We start from the raw sequence: 18,704 nt of genomic DNA, 5'->3' as shown, positions 1-18,704 counted from the left end.
CGGCTCAGACCGCGTCGGTCACCGCATAGACCATGATCCCCGTGGCGACGGCCAGGTTCAGGCTGTCGGCCCGACCCCGCATCGGGATCTTGACGTTGACGTCGCAGGCGGCGGCCAGAGCGTCGGTCAGCCCCGCCTGCTCATTGCCCATCAGTATGAGCGCCGGATGCTGGATCGCGGCATCGCGATAGCGGTGGGTCGCATCCAGTCGGGTCCCGATCACGCTGCCCGGCCAGCGCTCACGCCAGGCCAGAAATTCCGCCTGGGTGGCACGGGCGATAGCGACGGCGAAGACCGAGCCCATGGTGGCGCGCACAGCCTCCACCGAATAAGGATCGACGCAATCTCCGATCAGGATGACGCCGCCGCACCCGGCGGAATCCGCTGTGCGGACGATGGTGCCCAGATTGCCGGGATCACGCACCTGCTCCAGGGCGACCCAGGCCGGGGCCGAGGCGGGGTCGATGGCCGACAGCGGGGTATAAATCTGATCGAAAACCCCAAGCACGGTTTGCGGATTGTCGCGCCGGCTGATCTTTTCAAGGATCGGGTGGGTGACAATCACGACCTCGCCGCCGGCCTTGCGCGTCTCGGCTTTCGCGCGGTCGAGGATAGGATGTTCGCGCGCTTCCATACCGACCAGGAGCAGGCGAGGGATGCGGCCCTGATCCAGCGCCTCACCGATGAATTTCAGTCCTTCAGCCAGGAAGCGACCCGTGGTCTCGCGCTCCTTGCGCATATGGAGGGCGCGTACCGCCTTAACGGTGTCATTGGTTAGAGAGGTGATCAGCCGGTCGCCGCTCATGCCGACCAACGCGCGAAGAAACTGAGGCCGATGGCGCGGCCATCAGGACCATCCTCGGCCAGTGCCAACTCTCCCCAGTCGATGGTGCCGCCGCGATCCGCGGTCGCCTCAGCCATCATGTGCGCCAGCGACAGGCCCGAAATTCGCGCGGCATAGGCGTTCAGCAGAAGAAACGACGCGTCATCCGACAGAAGGGTGGCGCAATCCCTCAGCAGTCCCGGCAGGTCCTCGAACAGCCGCCAGACCTCGCCCGTCGGGCCGCGACCGTATTTCGGGGGGTCCAGAATAATGCCGTCATATTTGACACCGCGCCGGACCTCGCGGGCCGCATATTTGCGGGCGTCCTCAACGATCCAACGGATCGGGCGGTCGGCCAGACCAGACAACTCGGCATTCTCGCGGGCCCAGGCGACCGACTTCTTGGATGCGTCCACATGTGTGACCTCGGCCCCGGCGGCAGCACAGGCCAGTGAGGCGACGCCGGTGTAGCCGAACAGGTTCAGAATGCGGGGCTTGTGAAGCGTGCGAAGCCGTAAATCCAGCCATTCCCAGTTCGCCGCCTGCTCCGGGAAGAAGGCCAGATGCCTGAAGGGCGTGAATCGGCTTGTGAAGCGCACGTCGCGCCAGGCTAGTGGAAAACTGTCGACCGGCTTGCCCGCGAAGCGCCAGCGCCCGCTTTCATCCTCGTCAGTCGGATCGAAGACGGCGGTGGCCTGATCGAAGGCTAGAGGATCGCGCGGCGACCAGAAGCACTGCGATTCCGGTCGCACGACGGTGTGCGGGCCGTACCGTTCCAGCTTTTGCCCCCCGCCACTGTCCAGCAGGGCATAGTCCGCCCAGGCTCGGGTGACGAGGGTTTCAGGTAACGGGTTCAGGCGCGGCGACATGGGACGCTGATAGGCGGACGGGCAAGGCCTCGTCCAGCCCCGAGCTTTCCGCGACTGCATCGTGTTCGATCAGCGTCGGCAGATCAGGTTCGTGAGCCGTCTTGTCCCAAGCATAAGGCTTTACGATCAAGCGCCAGACCGCATGCACGAAAGCCAGGCTTAGCAACGACCAATAAAATGGAGCTGCCAACATGTCTTTCGCGGTATAGGACACGCCTGCTCGTCGAGCTCCGATCACGCAACTCAGCCAAGCACAAGCAGTGCCTACACTGAGTACCCACAAAGCCAGAAGGGGAACGTGCGGCGGCATGCCGGCAGCGATAGAAACGGCGATCGTGGTCGTGAGCCAAGACATCGAAGGTCCTTGTAGCGCGGCAGAAGCCAAGCCAATGCCAAGCGTAACGCAGAGCGCGAACACTCCGCGGAAGCCCAGTTCCTGGGGCCTTCGTGTATGCGTAAGCCAAGTCTGCATATACCCCTTCAGCCAGCGAGTACGTTGCGGCAACCAGGCTCGCATGCCACCAGGCGGCGTTTCCCATGTGGGTCGCGAAATGACGCCCAGCCTCCACCCTCGTCGCCAAAGTCGAAAGCCCAGATCGGCGTCCTCTGTGACGTTGAAGGAATCCCATCCGCCGATCCGACGCAGCACATCGACTCTGAAATGATTGCTGGTTCCGCCGAGTGGAAAGGGCAGCCCCAACCTCGCCATTCCGGGCAAGACGGTTTCGAACAATGCCGCGTATTCACCCGCGAATTGCTGGTCCAGAAAAGACGAGGCGATTCTTGCCTTGTATCGGCGCCGAATGCGTAACGGAGCCTGAAGACAGGCCAATCTTCCAGTCATGTCTTCAGCGAACCGTCCTGCACTCTCCTTAAGTTGCGATGGATCGGGATCGTCTTCTGCATCATAGACGACGAGAAGATCGCCGGTAGCATAGGGCAGAGCGCAGTTCAGAGCACGTGGTTTGGTACGAGGCGTTCCCGGCGGTGCTATGTAGATCTCAAGCCAGCTCGGACGCGGAGCTTCCAGAGCAGCGTTGATTGTGGCGAGATCATCGGCCTCCACAACAAGCATGCCCTGTAACTGATCAGCCGGATAATCAATACGGCTTAGCCGCTCGATTAACTGAGGCATGACCTCCGCCTCGTCGTACAACGCGGCTAGGACAGTGTAGCGCGGCCAGACGATTGGCTCGACGGGACTGACAAGAGGTTTCGCGCTTACAACGATCAATAGCAATCGCCATAACGAGAATGACAAGAACGTAGTGGCCGCCGCTACGACCAGGATCGACCAGAGAGTTTGTGGGGCAAGTTTGATCCCGGCCACTAACCCCGCGGTCAATCCTGCGATTATGAGCCATTGACTGCGTGTCAAATTTCGCATCGAAGCGCTGTCGTTCGCCGACAGGTCCGAGGTGGCGCGCAAGCACGACTTTTCGCTCAATGTGCTGCCCCCGCCCGCCTCATCTGCAACCAGAAGAGAGCTGATTTAAGTCAGGCAAGTCAAGGTGGCGTGGCGATTGGCGGAGGTGACGATTGTCGCTATTCACTGAAGATCGTGACGGAGTTTCCCTTGAACCTGCCCGCATCCAGCGCCCGTTCGCAACGCAAGCCGAAGGGCGAGGGGCATGCCCGACGCGCGGAAATCCTTGCGGCGGCTGAGCGAATTTTCGTCGATCACGGCTATGAAGGCGCCACGATCCGCAAGATCGCCGACGAGGTCGGACTGTCCTCGACGGCGCTCTACATGCACTTCTCGGACAAGAGCGAAATCCTGCACGAAATCTGTGAGCGGGCTTTCGAGCAACTGCTGATCATGAACCGAGCGGTTCTGGATGAGCCGGGTACGTCCGAGCAACGTATGCGGAGGCTGATGCAATCCTATGTGCGGTTCGGGTTCGATAATCCGAATGCCTATCGCCTGGTCTACATGACACGGCCACTCGAGGCCCAGCAGGCGCAGAGTGTGGCCCAGAGCCTGGGCTATGAGCTGTTTGGTGCTTTTGTCCGGGTTGTGGAAGAGGCTGCGGCGGAAGGTCGGCTGCGCGGTGAGCCGCGTCCGACAGCCCAGGCTCTGTGGGCCGGGGCCCACGGTGTCGTATCGCTGATGATCACCAAGCCCTACTTCGACTGGGTCGATCGGGAGCATCTGGTCGATACCCTGCTGGACGCCCTGTTCGTCGGCTTGCTGAAGCCGTGAGACCATTTGGAGCCGTAGCCCTAGCGGCGGGCGTGCTGGTCGCCGGGACTGCCGATGCGCGGCCCCTGCGGGTTATGTCGCTGGACCAGTGTGGGGACCAGTATGCGATGGCGCTGGTACCGGACGCCACCCTGGCTCTGTCGCCGCGGGCCGACGATCCCGACTCCTGGATGAAGGCCGAGGCCTCGCGACATCGTCAGGTCCGGCCGACGCTGGAAGCGGCGATCGCGTTTCAGCCGGACGTGGTCATGCGATACTGGGGCGGGGAGCCACGCTTGCTGGCCGCGCTGGAGCGTCGCGGCGTGAAGGTGCTGATTATTGACGATGCCACGACCGTGGAAGGCGTACGGGCGAACGTCATCAAGATGGCGGAGGGCCTAGGCCAGCGCTCCAGAGGTGATGCACTGGTCATTTCGATGGAGGAGCGGCTGGATGAGGCCCGGCCCGGCACTGGGGGACCGACATCGTCGGCCCTGTATCTGACACCGGGAGGGTTCACGGCCGGAAAGGGGACGCTGGTGGATGCGATCCTGACGGCCGCCGGATTTGCCAATTTGGCGACGTCGCCCGGCTATGCGCCCGTGAGCGTGGAGCGGATGGCTCTGTCACCGCCGAAGCGATTCATTCTGGGCTTCTTCGACCTGTTTCGCTCCGACTGGCGTGGGCCGGGTCGGCATCCCGTCGTCCAGCAGGCCGCGAAGGGGCGGGTTGCCGCGCGCCTGCCGGCGTCGGCCCTCACATGTCCGGCCTGGTTTGCCGCCGATGCCGCCGTCATGGCCAGCGAGGGGCGATGAGCCGCCTGGTGTGGGGCCTCCTGCTGCTGATCGTCCTGGCTGCGGCTGCTGGTATCGGCCTCGGTGAAAGCCTGTTCGATACCGAGCAGTGGCGCTCGGCTTTCATCGATCCGGCATCGGGCCCGGCCGAAGTCCTGTGGCAAGTTCGCGCGCCGCGGGTGGCCACGGCCTTGACGGTCGGGGCGGCGCTTGGGCTTGCGGGTGCCGTCATGCAGGGGCTGCTGCGCAATCCGCTGGCGGATCCCGGGGTATTGGGCGTGTCGGCTGTAGCAGCCTTGGGCGCTGCTTTGGCCATTGTCGCAGGCGCGGCGGCCGTGCCCGGCGCGGTCGAGGTGTCGGCTTTGATCGGAGCGGGTCTGGCGGGGGGGCTGCTGATCCTGTTCGCGGCTCGGGTTCGCTCGCCGGAGGCTCTGATCCTTTTCGGCGTCGCCCTGTCCAGCTTTGCGGGGGCCGCGACAGCGCTGATCTTCAACCTGTCGCCTTCCCCGATCGCTACGGCCGAGGTCATGAGCTGGCTGCTAGGTTCGGTGCAGAACCGTAGCTGGATCGATGTGGCCTGGGTCACGCCGGCGGTCTTGTTGTCAGGTGTGCTGGCGACGATGGCGGCACCGGGCCTGCGGATGCTAAGCTTGGGCGAGGAGACCGCCCGAACGTCGGGCCTGCCGATGGCGCGGTCGAGATTGCTGGCCCTGTTGGCGGCGGCACTGGCGACAGGGGCCGCGGTGGCGGTGGCGGGCGTGATCGGCTTTGTCGGCCTGGCCGCGCCGCATCTGGTCCGGACGCTGGTTAGGGGGGACCCGGGTCGCGTTCTGTTGCCGTCGGCCTTGGCGGGCGGCCTGATGCTGGTCGTGGCTGACTTGCTAGCCCGGATGACGCCGACGGATCAGGAACTGAAGCTGGGTGTTTTCACCGCTCTGGTCGGGGCGCCGTTGTTCGCCCTGATCGCCTGGCGGGCCGCGCGGGAGTGGCGGCTTTGAACGCGCTTGCACTGGAATTGGCAACGGCTCGTCTGGGAAACCGGGCGGTGCTGGACGCGGCGTCGCTGACGGTGCGTGCGGGCGAACTGGTCGCTCTGGTCGGGCCCAACGGCGCGGGCAAGTCGAGTGCCATTCGCGCACTCGCGGGTCTGTTGCCCCTGTCGGCGGGTCGGGCGCTTCTCGGTGACAAGACAATCAAGAGCCTCAGCCCTCGGGCCCGCGCGGCGGCAGCGGCCTATCTACCGCAAGAGCGACGCATCGCCTGGAACATGCCGGCGGTAGAGGTCGCGGCACTGGGCGCGCCGTTCCTGTCGCCCGCCGAAGCACTGTCAAGCGCGTACGCGGCGCTGGAAGCCGTCGAGGCCGATCATCTGACGGATCGCGGCGTGGCCGAGATGTCGGGTGGCGAGCGGGCGAGGGTACTACTGGCGCGGGCCTTGGCCGCGCAGAGCCACGCCTTGCTCGTCGACGAGCCGATAGCGGGGCTGGATCCGGACGCTCAGTTGATGGTGCTGGATTTGTTGAGGACGCGGGCCAGGGCCGGGCAGGCGGTGCTGGTCAGCCTGCACGATCTAGGTCTGGCGGCGCGATACGCCGACCGCGTTATCGTCATGCATCAGGGCCGGGTCGTGGCCGATGCCGTGCCGACCGAGGCCCTGACGCCCCGCGTAATGGTCGAGGTGTTCGGCCTGTCAGCGCGGTGGATCGACGGACCGGACGGCCCGTTGCTGATCCAGAGCCGCTATTCTGATGGTTGCTCGGTTGGTGTGAACTCGCCCGCGCCGACGTAGGCATAGGGCTGAGCGGTGCCGCGCGGGGTGCCGCGACGCAGGTCCTGCGACAGGGTCAGGGGGGCGGAGCCCCCATTCAGCCGCGCCTTGTAGACCGACATGTTTTCCATCACCCGCATCATATAGTTGCGCGTCTCGGTGAAGGGGGCGCACTCGATGAAATCGACGGGATCGACCTGACCGCCGCGCGGGTCGCCACAGCGTGCCACCCATTGCGGGGGGCGAGCCGGACCAGCGTTGTAGCCGACGGTTGTCAGCAGCCACGAGCCGTTGAAGTTGTTGGTCAGGTCGCCGAGGTGGAAACTGCCCAGGGTCATGTTGAAGTCCGGGTCGTACAGCCGCTCGTCGCTGTAGGGCAGGCCCAGCTGGCGAGCGACGGCGCGGCCGGTGCCGGGAACGAACTGCATCATGCCGCGGGCATTCGCGCCCGAGCGCGCCATCGGGTCGAAGCTGGATTCCTGGCGGGTGATGGCCAGGGTGAACTCCAGCGGCGCGGCTCCGGCGACCGGCGGCGGCAGGCGCACGGGATACTGGCGCTCGGGAATCAGGAAGCCGCGCTGGCTGGCGGCACGGCCGACCATCATGGCGGTGAAACCTTCGCCATAGTTGCGCGACAGGTCCATCAGAAGGGCCAGATCGCCCGCCGTCGGCAGGACATCGTCTAGCTGATAGGCGAAGACGCGAAACAGGCTGGTCTCGCCCGTCTCGCCCAGGATGCGCATGGCCCGGACCATCTCATTGGCTTCGAACGCCGCGATCTCGGCCTGGGTCGGGTCGGGGTCGCCGGGCAGGGTCAGGGTCGTCTGCCCGGCCTTTTCGGCGGCCAGCTGGCCATAGAAGGTCTGGATGTGACGCGACCCCGCCTGATAATACTCGATGGCCATGGGCGTATTGCCGTTGGCCTCGGCGGCGCGACCCAACCAATAGAGGGCGCGCCCTTGCGTGATCGGCGTGGCCGACGACTGGCGCAGGACCTCGAAATGGCGTGCGGCGCGTGCGGGGTCATTCAGCTTGGTCAGGGCAACCCAGCCGGCGAAGAACTCGGCATCCACCTTGCGCTCCCCCGAAGGAAAGGCGTGGCCGTTCATGGCGTCATAGGCCGCCTGCCAGTGGTGGACCTGCAGCGCGTCCAGGAAATAGTTGCGGCGTTCGCTCCACAGGGTGTTCTGACCTTCGGTATGTGAGGGGGCTGGGGGCAGGGCGGACAGCAGGGCAAAGCCCTCGGACTGCCGACCCTGCGAGCGCAGGATGCGAACCCGCTCCAGCACGATGTTCGGGTCCCGCGCCTGGGAGGCGCTGAGTGAGGCCACCATGGCGTCGGGGCTATAGGCGGTGCGCAGGGCCAGGACGGCGTTGGCGACTGACTGGCGCTCAGGCGAGGCGAGGGCGATCATGGCACGGGTGGCCGGACCGTGCGGACCGGATAGCAGCATGGTCAGGCGGGCATCGTGATCGCCCTGGTTCAGCCAGCCGCCCCAGCGACCGAGGATGCGGTTCTGACTGGCGTCGTCGAAGGAGCGGGTGCGCCACCAGTCGCGGATCAGCGCCTGGGCCTCGTCACGACGACCGGTCTGCTCATAGGCTCCGGCCAGGGCGATGGCTCCCTGCACCGTCGACGGCGGGGTCTGGGCGAACAGACGAAGCGTTGCCTCGGCACCGGCATAGCCGCCGTCCAGGGCGCGTTCGGTCGCCGCGCGGCGGCTGTCGCCGCGGGGCCAGCCGGCGAAGGTCGAATCGGCGACGGCCAGATCGCTGAACCCCATCTGTGAGGCTGAGGTATCGAGCAGGGCCCATTCGATCAGCTTGCGACCCGCAAGGTCGCGCATGGCGGCGGCGGCGCTGCGAGCCCCGGCGATGTCGCGGGCGCGGGCGGCGGCCAGACCCTGGCGGAACAGCGCCGTGTCCTGATCGTCCAGCACGCGCGGCTGATTGCTGACATTTGGGGCCACCGACGTGTAGGGAACCGCCTGTGGCAGCAAGGCTTCGGGAGCGGGGCCGAGAAGGGCCAGCGCGGCTGCCAGGGAGGTCATCATCATGCCGTGTCTTATCCTCATGCGTCGTGGTTGCGATCAGGCGACCGGCAACCTACCCTTTGCGCCCGCTGTCGGCGTGTGCCGTCACTTCCTCGCAGGATCATCGTTTCAATGACCGCCCCTTTGTTCAAGGGCGTGATCACCGCCCTGATCACACCTCTTCGTGACGGAAACGTGGACGAAGCCGCCTTCGCCACCCTGATCGAACGCCAGATCGCCGCCGGCGTCGACGGCGTCGTGCCCATGGGCACAACGGGCGAGGGGGCCAGCATGGATCTGGACGAGCACAAGCATGTGATCGATCTGTGCGTGCGACTGGTCGCCGGACGGGTACGGGTGATCGCGGGCACGGGCTCGCCCTATACCAAGGAAGCCATCGACCTCGCTCGCCACGCCAAGACGGTGGGGGCCGACGGCGCGCTTGTCGTGACACCCTACTATATTCGCCCGTCGCAGGCCGGGTTGGCGGCGCATTTCGAAGCGATCGCCGAGGCGGTCCAGTTACCGATCCTGCTCTACAATGTGCCCGGTCGCACCGGGATCGATCTGGCCAATGAGACCGTGGCGCGGCTGGCGAAACATCCGAACATCGTCGGCATCAAGGACGCCACCGGCGACATGAGCCGGGTCAGCTGGATGCATGCCAATATCGATGGTCAGTTCGACCTGATCTCCGGCGATGACCCCAGCTATCTGGGCTATCTGGCCTATGGCGGGGTCGGGCTGATCTCGGTCGCTTCGAATGTCGCGCCCGAGGCCATGGTGGCCCTGCACAAGGCGGCGGTGTCTGGCGATGCGGCCAAGGCGCGCGACTGGCAGGATCGGCTGATCGGCCTGCACAAGGCGCTGTTCCTCGACAACTCGCCGTCGCCGACGAAATACGCCCTGGCGAAGCTGGGCCTGTGTACCGAGGAGGTGCGCCTGCCCCTCTCGCTGACCGCAGACGCGGTCAAGCCCGCCATCGACCGCGCCATGGCGGATGCAGGCGTCGGCTGATGGCGGCTGAAAAACCCAAGACCAAGTTGTTGGCCGAGAACCGGCGGGCGAAGTTCGATTATTTCCTGGAGGATTTCGTCGAGGCGGGAATCCAGCTGCTGGGCACCGAGATCAAGGCTCTGCGCGACGGGCGGGCCAATATTGCCGAAAGCTATGTCTCGCCCGAGGGGCGGGACCTGGTGCTGATCAACGCCGACATCCCGCCGTACAAACAGGCCAACCGCTTCAACCACGAACCGCGCCGCCCGCGCCGTCTGCTGCTGCACCGCAAGCAGATTGACCGCATGATCGGTGCAGTCCAGCGCGACGGCCAGACCATCATCCCGGTGCGGCTTTATCTGAATGAGGCCGGCAAGGCCAAAATCGAGATCGCTATGGCCAAGGGCAAGAAGCTGCACGACAAGCGTCAGGCCACGGCGGACCGCGACTGGGCACGGGACAAGGCGCGGCTGATGAAGGAGCGGGGGTGACTGCTAAGTTGCGAGAACTAAATCGCCGGTCACAACAATTTCGCCACCAGCCGCCTCGAACTTTGCAAAACTGAGATTATCGATGATTTCGGCTCCACCGGAGCAATTGATGCAGTCAAAGGTCAATCGTGGCGGTCGGTAGGAACTTGCAAACTCCCGAAAGCTGAAGCCGACTGGTGCCATGCTAGGTTCACTTTTCCGCAGCGACACCGGCTTGAATGAACCTTGAAGGTTACGGCTAATATAGTTGGCAAACTGCCGCAGGGCCAATCCGTATGACTGCGCTTTGTCAACTTGGACCTCACCCAATGCAACGCGATTATCGCTCAATGCTGTGGCAGCTACGAGATCGAGCGTAACCATATCGGTGTCTCCGCTGAACTGAACTGCCGGAAAGATGCTCCGGCACTTGTTGCATTGGAGGATCAGAACGCTTCCCTCGACTCGTCGCATCTTTAGTCGTCCCCGCTGTTTGCAATCGCCGCCTTCGCCCGATCGAAAATCTCCTCGAACATCGCCGCCGTCAGTCGTCCGGTGTTCGTGTTCAGGCGGGAGCAGTGGTAGCTGTTAATCAGGGTGTAGCCCGCGACCTGGCCCTCGACGCCGTGGCCTGGGGGGATGGCGGTGCCCGGCAGGCCGAGGGTCTTGAGGATGCTGCGGCGCGAGACGTCGCCCAGGGTGACGATGACCTTCAGCCGGGGCAGTTCGGCCAGGCGGGTCTTAAGGAACGGGCGGCAGGTCGCCTCCTCGACCGGCAGGGGCTTGTTCAGCGGCGGGGCGCAGCGGACGGCATTGGTGATCATGCAATTCACCAATTCCAGATCGTCATTCCCGTCCGGATCGTAATGGCCACGCGCGAAGCCGGTCTTTTTCAGCGTCTCGTACAGAATGATCCCCGCGCCATCGCCGGTGAAGGGTCTGCCCGTGCGGTTGGCCCCGGTCCGGCCGGGGGCCAGGCCTGCGATCAGCAGTCGCGCGTTCGGATCGCCGAAGGACGGAGCTGGGCCGTTCCACCAATCGGGATGCGCCGCCTGATTCTCGGCCCTGTAGGCGACCAGACGGGGACATAGCGGGCAGTCGCGGGGCGGTTCGGGCGGGAAGGGGCTCATCTGTCGCTGATACACCGAGCCTGCGCGGCGTCACACTCCCGCAATGTCCGCGATTGGAGTAGAATGGGCGGATGAAACGCTACGACGGCCCTCTGGACGATGCAGTGATCGTGGCCCTAGGCTGCAACGACTGCGGCGTCTGGCGCGACTGCCGCGAGGCGCTGGAGGCGGCGCTGGCGCGGTTCCGGGCCGAAGGCATCGATGTGCTGGCCCGCTCGTCCTGGTGGTCGTCGCTGGCCTGGCCCGACCCGACCGATCCACCGTTCCTGAACGGCGTCGTCATCGTGCGCAGCGACCATGACCCGCACGCCCTGATGCAGGCGCTGGGGCGGATCGAGGAAGCCTTCGGTCGCCAGCGGCATCAGCAGAATGCCCCACGGACCCTGGATCTGGACCTGATCGCTTATGGTCGGCTCAGCGGCGACATGGACGGCCTGATCCTGCCGCATCCGCGGGCGGCCGAGAGACGCTTCGTCATGGGGCCGCTGGCCGAGATTGCACCCGACTGGGTGCATCCGCACGGGGGCAGGGCGGTCGATGTGGCAGAGGCCGCGACCGTCGGTCGGGACGCGCGTCCGGCCTGACGCCGCATTGCTGCCCATGTGGCGTTGCACAATCAAGCTCAACACTCTATTTTGTGCGGTTCCGATTGCCGCCCGAGGATTTTGAATGGCCCGCGTAACCGTCGAAGACTGCATCGAAAAGGTGCCGAACCGTTTCGGTCTGGTCCTGCTGGCCGGTCACCGCGCCCGCAACATCGCTAACGGCGCGCCGCTGATGCTGGACCGCGACAACGACAAGAACCCTGTCGTGGCCCTGCGTGAAATCGCCGAGGACAAGGTCGTTCCGGAAGAAATGACCGAGACGATCGTCGTGACGCTGCAACGCGTCGACGAGCGCACCGAAGCCGAGGACGAGGCCGAGATCGTCGGTCTGCTGGCCGAGCCTCAGCACATGAACATGGCCGAGGCCGAACTGATCCGTGCGCTGCAGAGCGACCGCGACGGTGGCCAGGAGGAGCGGTACTGACGGCCGAACCCGCCAACGGTATCACCATCCTGCCGGCGCGGCAGTCCGCCCCGCCGCTGCAAGCTGCCAATCTGAACGACCCGGACGGAGCCCGCCCGGTGAAGGGAGCATCCGAGCCCAAGGCCCGGGTGCTTCGTCAATTCGAGCTGGTGGAGGCGGTCCGCGCCTATGACCCCACCGCCGACGAACAGCTGCTGAACCGCGCCTACGTCTATGCGATGAAGATGCACGGCTCGCAACTGCGGGCCAGTGGCGACCCCTATTTCGCCCATCCCATCCAGGTCGCGGGGATCCTGACCGACTACCGGCTGGATACCGCCACCATCGTGACCGCCCTGCTGCACGATGTGGTCGAGGACACGTCGGCCACACGCGACGACATCGCGGCCATGTTCGGCGAGGAGATTGCGGTCCTGGTAGAGGGCGTGACCAAGCTGTCGCGATTGGAGCTTCAGGCCGAGCATACGCGCCAGGCCGAGAACCTGCGCAAGTTCATCCTGGCTATTTCCAAGGACGTCCGCGTCCTGCTGGTCAAGCTGGCCGACCGTCTGCACAACATGCGGACGCTGAAATACGTCAAGCCGGAGAAGCGCGAGCGGATCAGCCGCGAGACGCTGGAAGTCTATGCGCCGCTGGGCCGGTCGATCGGCATCCATTCGATCGCCTCCGAGCTGGAAGAACTGGCGTTCGAGCATCTGAATCCGACCGCCCGAACGGCCATCGAGCGGCGCCTTGAAGCGTTGAAGCTGGAACACGGCCGCGCCATCGAGGGCGTATCGCGCGAGGTCGAGCGGGTTCTTCAGGAGGGCGGGGTCAAGGCCAAGGTCTATGGTCGCCAGAAGACGCCCTATTCGATCTGGCGCAAGCTGCAACGCAAGTCGGTCGGCTTTTCGTCGCTGTCCGACATCTATGGCTTCCGGGTGATCGTGGAAGCCGAGGACGACTGTTACCGCGCCTTGGGGATCATCCACCGCGCCTGGCCGATGGTGCCCGAGCGGTTCAAGGATTTCATCTCCACGCCCAAGTCCAACAACTATCGCAGCCTGCACACGACCGTCGTGGGACCGTCGGGTCTCCGGATCGAGATGCAGCTGCGGACTGAAGCCATGGACCGGGTAGCCGAGGACGGCGTGGCCGCGCACTGGGCCTACAAGAACAAGTCCTATGGCTTCGACAAGGAGGCGATGGAGGCGGACGGCGGACGCGATCCGCTGCAGAACCTGCGTCACCTGGTGCAGGTCATCGAGCACGGAGAGGGCGGCGAGGACTGGGTCGAGCACGCCAAGCTGGAGATGTATCTCGAGCAGGTCTTCGTCTTCACGCCCAAGGGGTCGCTGATCACCCTGCCGCGCGGCGGCATGGCCCTGGATTTCGCCTATGCTGTCCACACGGAGGTCGGCGACACGGCGGTGGGCGTCAAGATCAACGGCGAACTGAAGCCCATGCGGACGCAGCTTCAGAACGGCGACGTGGTCGAGATCGTGCGCGGGGCCAAGCGGGAAATTCCCGTCGACTGGCGCTCGCTGACGGTCACAGGGCGGGCGCGATCCGCGATCCGGCGCCACATCCGCACCTCCGAACGCGGCGAGTTCCAGAAGCTGGGCCGGACAACCTTCGAACAGACCCTGTCGCGCGCGGGCAAGACGGCGGCTGAGGTGTCGCTGGCTCCTGTGCGGGAGACGCTGGGGTTCACATCCGACGACGACCTGTTCGAGGCCATCGGTCGCGGACGGCTGTCGGCGGCCAAGGTCGGCGAAACCCTGTTCCCGGCCTTGAAGGGGCGTCTCAAGGCCGGGCCGGACCGCAAGCGGATCGCCGACGATCAAGCGCGGTTGTTTGTCCGTGGCGGCGGACTGACGCCGGGCGTCAGCATCCATTTCGGCCATTGCTGCTCGCCGGTGCCCGGCGACCGCATCGTCGGCATTCTGGAGCCCGAGGCCGGACTGACGGTCCACACCATCGATTGCCAGAAACTCGCGGACTTCGCCGACGACGATTCGGTCTGGCAGGACCTGCAATGGACGCCTCAGGCTGAGCAGGGGGCTGTGGCATCGGCGCGCATCCGCGCCACTATCCAAAATGCACCCGGCGTCCTGGGCCAAGTCGCTACCCTGATCGGAGAGGCGGGCGGAAACATCTTGAACCTGGTCATGAGCCACCGCCAGCAGGACTTCTTCGATGTCGACATTGATGTGGAGGTCGAGGACGCAAAACATGCCACCACCCTGATGGCAGCCCTGCGCGCCAATCCGGCGGTCGATACGGTCGAGCGGGCGCGGGGATAGGCTTGGATGGCGCGGCAACGCTCGCTATGACGGCCCCATGAACACCGAAGATGTCCTGAACGAGTTCCGCGATGCCGGTGCCCTGCGCGAGGGGCATTTCGTGCTGTCCTCGGGCCTGCACAGTCCGGTCTTCTTGCAGAAGAACCTGGTCTTCATGGACACCGCCCGTTGCGAGCGGCTGTGCAAGGCGCTGGCGGACAAGATCGTGGCGACGGTGGGGGCGGTCGATGTGGCCATCTCTCCGGCCGTCGGGGGCATTATCCCGGGCTATGAGACGGCGCGGCACCTGAAGGTGCGTTCGCTCTACGTCGAGCGTGAGGGCGGACAGTTCAAGCTGCGTCGCGGCTTTACCGTTGAGGCGGGCGAGAAGGTGGTGATGGTCGAGGATATCGTCACCACGGGGCTGTCGTCGCGCGAATGCATCGCGGCCATCCAGGCGGCGGGCGGCGAGGTGGTCGCGGCAGCCTGTATCGTCGATCGGTCCGGCGGTCGCGCCGATGTGGGAGTACCGCTGGTCGCGCTGGCGACGCTGGATGTCCCGGCCTATGCGGCGGATGCCCTGCCGCCCGAACTGGCGGCCTTGCCGGTAGAGGATCCGGGCAGTCGGCGGTTGTCCAAATGACCCATCCCCTCCGCCTCGGCGTCAACATCGACCACGTCGCCACCGTGCGAAATGCGCGCGGCGGTCTGTATCCCGATCCGGTCCGCGCCGCCCAGGAGGCGCTGGCGGCGGGTGCCGATGGCATTACGGCGCATCTGCGTGAGGACCGACGCCACATTTCGGATGCCGATATCGCTGGTCTGTCCGAGCTGCTGAACCGTCAGGAGCGGCCGCTGAATCTCGAAATGGCGGTCACGCAGGAGATGCTGGCCATCGCCCTGCATCATCGCCCCCACGCCGTCTGTCTGGTGCCGGAGAAGCGCGAGGAGCGCACGACCGAGGGCGGGCTGGACGTCGTCGGCGGTCACAACTGGATCACGCCTTTCGTGGGACAGCTGAAAGAGGCGGGATGCCGGGTCTCGCTGTTCATCGGGGCCGATCCCGAACAGATTCATGCGGCCCAGCGCACGGGGGCCGCGGTCGTCGAACTGCATACCGGGGCCTTTTGCGATGCTGTGCGTGAGGGTCGGGTCGAGGATGCGCAGGCGGAGTTGTCCGCACTTCGGGACGGGGCCACACTGGCCGCACTGCTGGGACTGGAGGTCCATGCCGGCCACGGCATCGATTACAAGACGGTCGGCGACGTTGCGGCCATCCCAGACCTTGCCGAGCTGAACATCGGCCACTTCCTGATCGGCGAGGCGATCTTCGTCGGTCTGGGGCCGGCCATCCGGCGAATGCGCGACCTGATGGATGCGGCGCGCGAGCCCGCCGCATGATCATCGGTGTCGGCGCGGACCTGTCGGACATCCGGCGTATCCAGGCTTCGCTGGACAGGTTCGGCGACCGGTTCAAACAGCGCTGCTTTACCGAGCACGAGCGCGCCCGATCCGACCGCAAGCCGGACCCAGCCTGGAGCTATGCCAAGCGGTTCGCGGCCAAGGAGGCCTGCGCCAAGGCGCTGGGCACCGGCATGCGGGCGGACGTCTACTGGCGGGACATGGGGGTGGTGAATCTGCGCTCGGGCCAGCCGACGCTGGCCCTGACCGGACATGCCGCCGAGCACCTGCATCGCTTGATGCCACCGGGCCATGAGCCGCGCATTCACCTGACGCTGAGCGACGAACACCCCTATGCACTCGCCTTCGTGGTGATCGAAGCCTTGCCCGTGGCGTAATCAGCCTATACCGACCGTTCGACATTGACCCGCGTGCGCGCGGCTGGGAATGACTTTCTGATGAGCGACGACACCACGTCCAATGCGCCGGTCACGGACATCAAGCGCACCCCGATCTTCGGCGGAGGTAAGGCCGAGAAGAAGCCGCAGAACGAGGGTCTGGAGATCTTCAAGACCATTTTCTACGCCCTGCTGATTGCCCTGGTCCTGCGGGTGCTTCTGTTCCAGCCGTTCACCATTCCTTCGGCTTCGATGGAGCCCAATCTGTACGAGGGCGACTACATCGTCGTGTCGAAATGGTCGTATGGCTATTCGCGCCATTCGATGCCGTTCAGCCCGGAAATTTTCGAGGGGCGTATCTTCGGCTCGGCTCCCAAGCGGGGCGACATCGCCGTGTTCAAGCTGCCCCGCGACAACCGCACGGACTATATCAAGCGCGTGATCGGCCTGCCCGGCGACCGGGTCCAGATGATCGACAACGTACTGCACATCAACGGCGTGGCGGTTCGCGACGTGGTGGTGTCCGGCAACGAACTGTCGGGCATGTTCGGCCAGCAGGTCATTCAGGCGCGCGAGACCCTGCCCGGCGGCAAGACCTTCACCATTCAGGATTTCGGCCCCGGCAACGATCTCGACAATACGCCAGCGTTCGAAGTGCCCGCCGGTCACTATTTCATGATGGGCGACAACCGCGACAACTCGATCGACAGTCGGGTCGAGCAGACCCAGGGCGTCGGCATGGTCCCGGAAGAGAATCTGGTCGGCAAGGCCGAGATCATCCTGCTGTCGTGGGAGCCCGGTGCCTCGCTGTGGAACCCGGTGAGCTGGTTCTCCAACATCCGCCCCAGCCGGTTCTTCCGCGTCCTCGACTGATGGCTGACCGTCGCGCAGAGGCGGTGCGCGCGCTGTCGACGGCCCTGGGCCACCACTTTGCCGACCCGCGCCTGCTCGATCTTGCCCTGACCCATGCCAGCGTGGGGGAGGGAGCGGAGCGTGATGCAAGGGGCCGTCCATTCGCCGACAATCAGCGGCTGGAGTTCCTGGGTGACCGGGTGCTGGGCCTGCTGGTCGCGGATCGATTGATGCGCGATTTCCCCGACGCAAACGAGGGCGAGATGTCGTCGCGGCTGCATGCGTTGGTCGACAAGGCGGCTTGCGCCCGCGCCGCAGACGCGCTCGGTGTTGGGCCCGCCATGCGTCTGTCGCCGGGCGAGGCCAAGCAAGGTGGTCGGCGTCGCGAAGGCGTTCTGGGCGACGCGATGGAGGCTATTCTGGCGGCGGCCTGGTTGGACGGCGGCATGGAGGCCGCGCAGGCCGTGTTCGATCAAGCCTGGGCCGCCGAATTGGCCGCGCCGCCCGTGCGCTCGGTCAGCAATCCCAAATCGGCGCTGCAGGAGTGGGCCCTGGGTCAGGCCAAGGCCCTACCCATCTATCGCATTCTCGAACGGACAGGCTCCGACCATGCTCCGACCTTCACGGTTGAGGTGAATGTCGACGGATATGCGCCCTTGACCGCACAGGGCCGTTCGCGTCAGGACGCAGAGAAATCGGCCGCCATCGGCCTGTTGCAACGTGAAGGCGTCATTTGACCGATCCCCAGGACAGCAGCGTGACCACCCGCGCAGGCTTTGCCGCCATCATCGGCGCGCCCAATGCCGGCAAGTCCACGTTGGTCAACCGCCTGACGGGCACCAAGGTTTCGATCGTCACCCAGAAGGTCCAGACGACGCGCTTTCCCGTGCGCGGGATCGCTATCGAGGGCGACGCCCAGATCGTTCTGGTCGATACCCCCGGCATCTTCACGCCGCGCCGCCGGCTGGACCGGGCCATGGTCGCCTCGGCCTGGGGCGGTGCGGACGATGCCGATGTAGTCATCCATCTGATCGACGCCGCCTCGCATATCGCGTCCGAGGGCAAGGAGGGTCAGGCAGCGGATCGCCGCTCGGCCGAAGACACAGAAACCATCATTGCCAATCTGAAGGCCGCGGGAAAACAGGTCATCCTGGCGCTGAACAAGATCGACGGCATGCGCCGCGACACCCTGCTGGCCCTGTCGCATCAGTTGTTCGAGACCGGCGTCTATTCCGAGGTCTATATGATCTCTGCGCTGAGCGGCGACGGGGTCGACGACCTGAAGCAGCGGCTGGCGCGTGCCATGCCTGCCGGACCCTGGCTCTATCCCGAAGACCAGTCGGCGGACGTGCCGATGCGTGTCCTGGCCGCCGAGATCACACGCGAGAAGGTCTATCTGCGCGTCCACGAAGAACTGCCCTATTCCGCGGCGGTCGAGACGACGTCCTTCGAGGACAAGGCCGACGGTTCGGCCCGCATCGAGCAAACAATCTATGTCGAGCGCGAGAGCCAACGGCCCATCGTGCTGGGCAAGGGGGGACAGACCCTGAAATGGATCGGCCAGAAGTCACGCGAGGAGCTGACCGAGCTTCTGGATCGCCCGGTTCACCTGTTCCTGACCGTCAAGGTCGATCCCAAGTGGCAGGACAGCCGCGCCCTGTACGCCCAGTTCGGGCTGGATTTCGACGTCTGATC

At 65.2% G+C, this 18,704-nt stretch carries 21 protein-coding genes; 15 read left to right on the top strand and 6 right to left on the bottom strand.

What is annotated here, in order from left to right:
• Window positions 1–4: 4 nt before the first annotated feature.
• Genes ACE3TH_RS08475 through ACE3TH_RS08465 form a run of 3 tightly spaced genes read right to left on the bottom strand, consistent with a single transcriptional unit; the run spans window position 5 to window position 3,121 of the window.
• The gene (locus tag ACE3TH_RS08475; protein WP_374599179.1) at window positions 5–805 is read right to left on the bottom strand and encodes a TrmH family RNA methyltransferase; all 801 of its coding nucleotides are present in this window, start codon (window positions 803–805) and stop codon (window positions 5–7) included.
• Entirely contained in the window at window positions 802–1,692 is an 891-nt protein-coding gene (locus ACE3TH_RS08470) for a class I SAM-dependent methyltransferase (protein WP_374599177.1), read from the bottom strand. Before ACE3TH_RS08470 ends, ACE3TH_RS08475 begins: the two co-directional genes overlap by 4 nt.
• Window positions 1,664–3,121 (bottom strand): glycosyltransferase family 2 protein, encoded by a 1,458-nt coding sequence (locus ACE3TH_RS08465; protein ID WP_374599175.1) that lies wholly within the window; start codon window positions 3,119–3,121, stop codon window positions 1,664–1,666. The genes ACE3TH_RS08470 and ACE3TH_RS08465 overlap by 29 nt, the downstream gene beginning before the upstream one ends.
• A gap of 147 nt (window positions 3,122–3,268) precedes the next feature.
• Between ACE3TH_RS08465 and ACE3TH_RS08460 the strand changes: the two genes are divergently transcribed.
• From ACE3TH_RS08460 to ACE3TH_RS08445, 4 genes are read left to right on the top strand one after another with little or no spacing between them, the layout of a single operon-like run.
• Window positions 3,269–3,895: a TetR/AcrR family transcriptional regulator gene (locus ACE3TH_RS08460; protein WP_374599173.1), complete on the top strand. Its 627-nt coding sequence runs from the start codon at window positions 3,269–3,271 to the stop codon at window positions 3,893–3,895.
• Window positions 3,892–4,689, top strand: a complete 798-nt coding sequence (locus tag ACE3TH_RS08455) for an ABC transporter substrate-binding protein (RefSeq protein WP_374599171.1) — start codon at window positions 3,892–3,894, stop codon at window positions 4,687–4,689. The genes ACE3TH_RS08460 and ACE3TH_RS08455 overlap by 4 nt, the downstream gene beginning before the upstream one ends.
• Window positions 4,686–5,666 (top strand): FecCD family ABC transporter permease, encoded by a 981-nt coding sequence (locus tag ACE3TH_RS08450; protein WP_374599169.1) that lies wholly within the window; start codon window positions 4,686–4,688, stop codon window positions 5,664–5,666. The genes ACE3TH_RS08455 and ACE3TH_RS08450 overlap by 4 nt, the downstream gene beginning before the upstream one ends.
• The gene (locus ACE3TH_RS08445) at window positions 5,654–6,457 is read left to right on the top strand and encodes an ABC transporter ATP-binding protein (protein ID WP_374599167.1); all 804 of its coding nucleotides are present in this window, start codon (window positions 5,654–5,656) and stop codon (window positions 6,455–6,457) included. Before ACE3TH_RS08450 ends, ACE3TH_RS08445 begins: the two co-directional genes overlap by 13 nt.
• On the opposite strand, the gene ACE3TH_RS08440 is transcribed toward ACE3TH_RS08445, so the two are convergent.
• On the bottom strand, window positions 6,409–8,493 hold the full coding sequence (locus tag ACE3TH_RS08440) for a transglycosylase SLT domain-containing protein (protein ID WP_374599165.1): 2,085 nt from the start codon (window positions 8,491–8,493) through the stop codon (window positions 6,409–6,411). The genes ACE3TH_RS08445 and ACE3TH_RS08440 overlap by 49 nt on opposite strands.
• Before the next feature lie 108 nt (window positions 8,494–8,601).
• On the opposite strand from ACE3TH_RS08440, the gene dapA reads away from it, so the two are divergent.
• Window positions 8,602–9,486 carry a 4-hydroxy-tetrahydrodipicolinate synthase gene (dapA, locus tag ACE3TH_RS08435; protein WP_374599163.1) on the top strand — a complete coding sequence of 295 codons (885 nt, stop codon included), beginning with the start codon at window positions 8,602–8,604 and terminating at the stop codon, window positions 9,484–9,486.
• Complete coding sequence (smpB, locus tag ACE3TH_RS08430) at window positions 9,486–9,956, top strand: SsrA-binding protein SmpB (protein ID WP_292169314.1); 471 nt, start codon at window positions 9,486–9,488, stop codon at window positions 9,954–9,956. The genes dapA and smpB overlap by 1 nt, the downstream gene beginning before the upstream one ends.
• Window positions 9,957–9,959: 3 nt before the next feature.
• Here smpB and ACE3TH_RS08425 read toward each other — a convergent pair whose 3' ends face one another.
• Both ACE3TH_RS08425 and ACE3TH_RS08420 read right to left on the bottom strand, forming a co-directional pair.
• A complete protein-coding gene (locus tag ACE3TH_RS08425) occupies window positions 9,960–10,319 on the bottom strand; it encodes a hypothetical protein (protein ID WP_374599161.1) in 360 nt (119 codons plus the stop codon).
• A gap of 92 nt (window positions 10,320–10,411) precedes the next feature.
• Window positions 10,412–11,065 carry a uracil-DNA glycosylase gene (locus ACE3TH_RS08420; protein WP_374599159.1) on the bottom strand — a complete coding sequence of 218 codons (654 nt, stop codon included), beginning with the start codon at window positions 11,063–11,065 and terminating at the stop codon, window positions 10,412–10,414.
• 71 nt (window positions 11,066–11,136) lie between these two features.
• Here ACE3TH_RS08420 and folK point away from each other — a divergent pair, with 71 nt between their 5' ends.
• The 9 genes from folK (at window position 11,137) to era (ending at window position 18,702) form a co-directional block, all read left to right on the top strand.
• A complete protein-coding gene (gene folK / locus ACE3TH_RS08415; protein WP_374599157.1) occupies window positions 11,137–11,649 on the top strand; it encodes a 2-amino-4-hydroxy-6-hydroxymethyldihydropteridine diphosphokinase in 513 nt (170 codons plus the stop codon).
• Between the two features lie 85 nt (window positions 11,650–11,734).
• Window positions 11,735–12,094 carry a DNA-directed RNA polymerase subunit omega gene (rpoZ, locus tag ACE3TH_RS08410; RefSeq protein ID WP_296165124.1) on the top strand — a complete coding sequence of 120 codons (360 nt, stop codon included), beginning with the start codon at window positions 11,735–11,737 and terminating at the stop codon, window positions 12,092–12,094.
• A gap of 218 nt (window positions 12,095–12,312) precedes the next feature.
• Window positions 12,313–14,379, top strand: a complete 2,067-nt coding sequence (locus ACE3TH_RS08405) for a bifunctional (p)ppGpp synthetase/guanosine-3',5'-bis(diphosphate) 3'-pyrophosphohydrolase (protein ID WP_374599342.1) — start codon at window positions 12,313–12,315, stop codon at window positions 14,377–14,379.
• Window positions 14,380–14,416: 37 nt separating this feature from the next.
• Entirely contained in the window at window positions 14,417–15,001 is a 585-nt protein-coding gene (gene pyrE, locus ACE3TH_RS08400) for an orotate phosphoribosyltransferase (protein ID WP_374599155.1), read from the top strand.
• Window positions 14,998–15,759, top strand: coding sequence for a pyridoxine 5'-phosphate synthase (locus ACE3TH_RS08395; RefSeq protein ID WP_374599153.1), 762 nt, complete (start codon window positions 14,998–15,000; stop codon window positions 15,757–15,759). Before pyrE ends, ACE3TH_RS08395 begins: the two co-directional genes overlap by 4 nt.
• Window positions 15,756–16,157, top strand: a complete 402-nt coding sequence (gene acpS / locus ACE3TH_RS08390; protein WP_373257626.1) for a holo-ACP synthase — start codon at window positions 15,756–15,758, stop codon at window positions 16,155–16,157. Before ACE3TH_RS08395 ends, acpS begins: the two co-directional genes overlap by 4 nt.
• A gap of 60 nt (window positions 16,158–16,217) precedes the next feature.
• Window positions 16,218–17,030: a signal peptidase I gene (lepB, locus tag ACE3TH_RS08385; protein WP_374599151.1), complete on the top strand. Its 813-nt coding sequence runs from the start codon at window positions 16,218–16,220 to the stop codon at window positions 17,028–17,030.
• Window positions 17,030–17,746, top strand: a complete 717-nt coding sequence (rnc, locus tag ACE3TH_RS08380; RefSeq protein WP_374599149.1) for a ribonuclease III — start codon at window positions 17,030–17,032, stop codon at window positions 17,744–17,746. The genes lepB and rnc overlap by 1 nt, the downstream gene beginning before the upstream one ends.
• Before the next feature lie 20 nt (window positions 17,747–17,766).
• Window positions 17,767–18,702 (top strand): GTPase Era, encoded by a 936-nt coding sequence (era, locus tag ACE3TH_RS08375; RefSeq protein ID WP_374599147.1) that lies wholly within the window; start codon window positions 17,767–17,769, stop codon window positions 18,700–18,702.
• Window positions 18,703–18,704: the final 2 nt, after the last annotated feature.

This window comes from Brevundimonas sp., from assembly GCF_041919755.1.
Lineage (GTDB): Bacteria > Pseudomonadota > Alphaproteobacteria > Caulobacterales > Caulobacteraceae > Brevundimonas.
This window is presented reverse-complemented; position numbering and strand designations above follow the sequence as displayed.

Coding starts and splice junctions, on each gene's coding strand:
- ACE3TH_RS08475 (WP_374599179.1), bottom strand. CDS start 805: ATGAGCGGCGACCGGCTGATCACCTCTCTAACCAATGACACCGTTAAG.
- ACE3TH_RS08470 (WP_374599177.1), bottom strand. CDS start 1,692: ATGTCGCCGCGCCTGAACCCGTTACCTGAAACCCTCGTCACCCGAGCC.
- ACE3TH_RS08450 (WP_374599169.1), top strand. CDS start 4,686: ATGAGCCGCCTGGTGTGGGGCCTCCTGCTGCTGATCGTCCTGGCTGCG.
- ACE3TH_RS08440 (WP_374599165.1), bottom strand. CDS start 8,493: ATGATGATGACCTCCCTGGCAGCCGCGCTGGCCCTTCTCGGCCCCGCT.
- dapA (WP_374599163.1), top strand. CDS start 8,602: ATGACCGCCCCTTTGTTCAAGGGCGTGATCACCGCCCTGATCACACCT.
- smpB (WP_292169314.1), top strand. CDS start 9,486: ATGGCGGCTGAAAAACCCAAGACCAAGTTGTTGGCCGAGAACCGGCGG.
- ACE3TH_RS08425 (WP_374599161.1), bottom strand. CDS start 10,319: ATGGTTACGCTCGATCTCGTAGCTGCCACAGCATTGAGCGATAATCGC.
- ACE3TH_RS08420 (WP_374599159.1), bottom strand. CDS start 11,065: ATGAGCCCCTTCCCGCCCGAACCGCCCCGCGACTGCCCGCTATGTCCC.
- folK (WP_374599157.1), top strand. CDS start 11,137: ATGAAACGCTACGACGGCCCTCTGGACGATGCAGTGATCGTGGCCCTA.
- rpoZ (WP_296165124.1), top strand. CDS start 11,735: ATGGCCCGCGTAACCGTCGAAGACTGCATCGAAAAGGTGCCGAACCGT.
- ACE3TH_RS08405 (WP_374599342.1), top strand. CDS start 12,313: ATGAAGATGCACGGCTCGCAACTGCGGGCCAGTGGCGACCCCTATTTC.
- pyrE (WP_374599155.1), top strand. CDS start 14,417: ATGAACACCGAAGATGTCCTGAACGAGTTCCGCGATGCCGGTGCCCTG.
- ACE3TH_RS08395 (WP_374599153.1), top strand. CDS start 14,998: ATGACCCATCCCCTCCGCCTCGGCGTCAACATCGACCACGTCGCCACC.
- acpS (WP_373257626.1), top strand. CDS start 15,756: ATGATCATCGGTGTCGGCGCGGACCTGTCGGACATCCGGCGTATCCAG.
- lepB (WP_374599151.1), top strand. CDS start 16,218: ATGAGCGACGACACCACGTCCAATGCGCCGGTCACGGACATCAAGCGC.
- rnc (WP_374599149.1), top strand. CDS start 17,030: ATGGCTGACCGTCGCGCAGAGGCGGTGCGCGCGCTGTCGACGGCCCTG.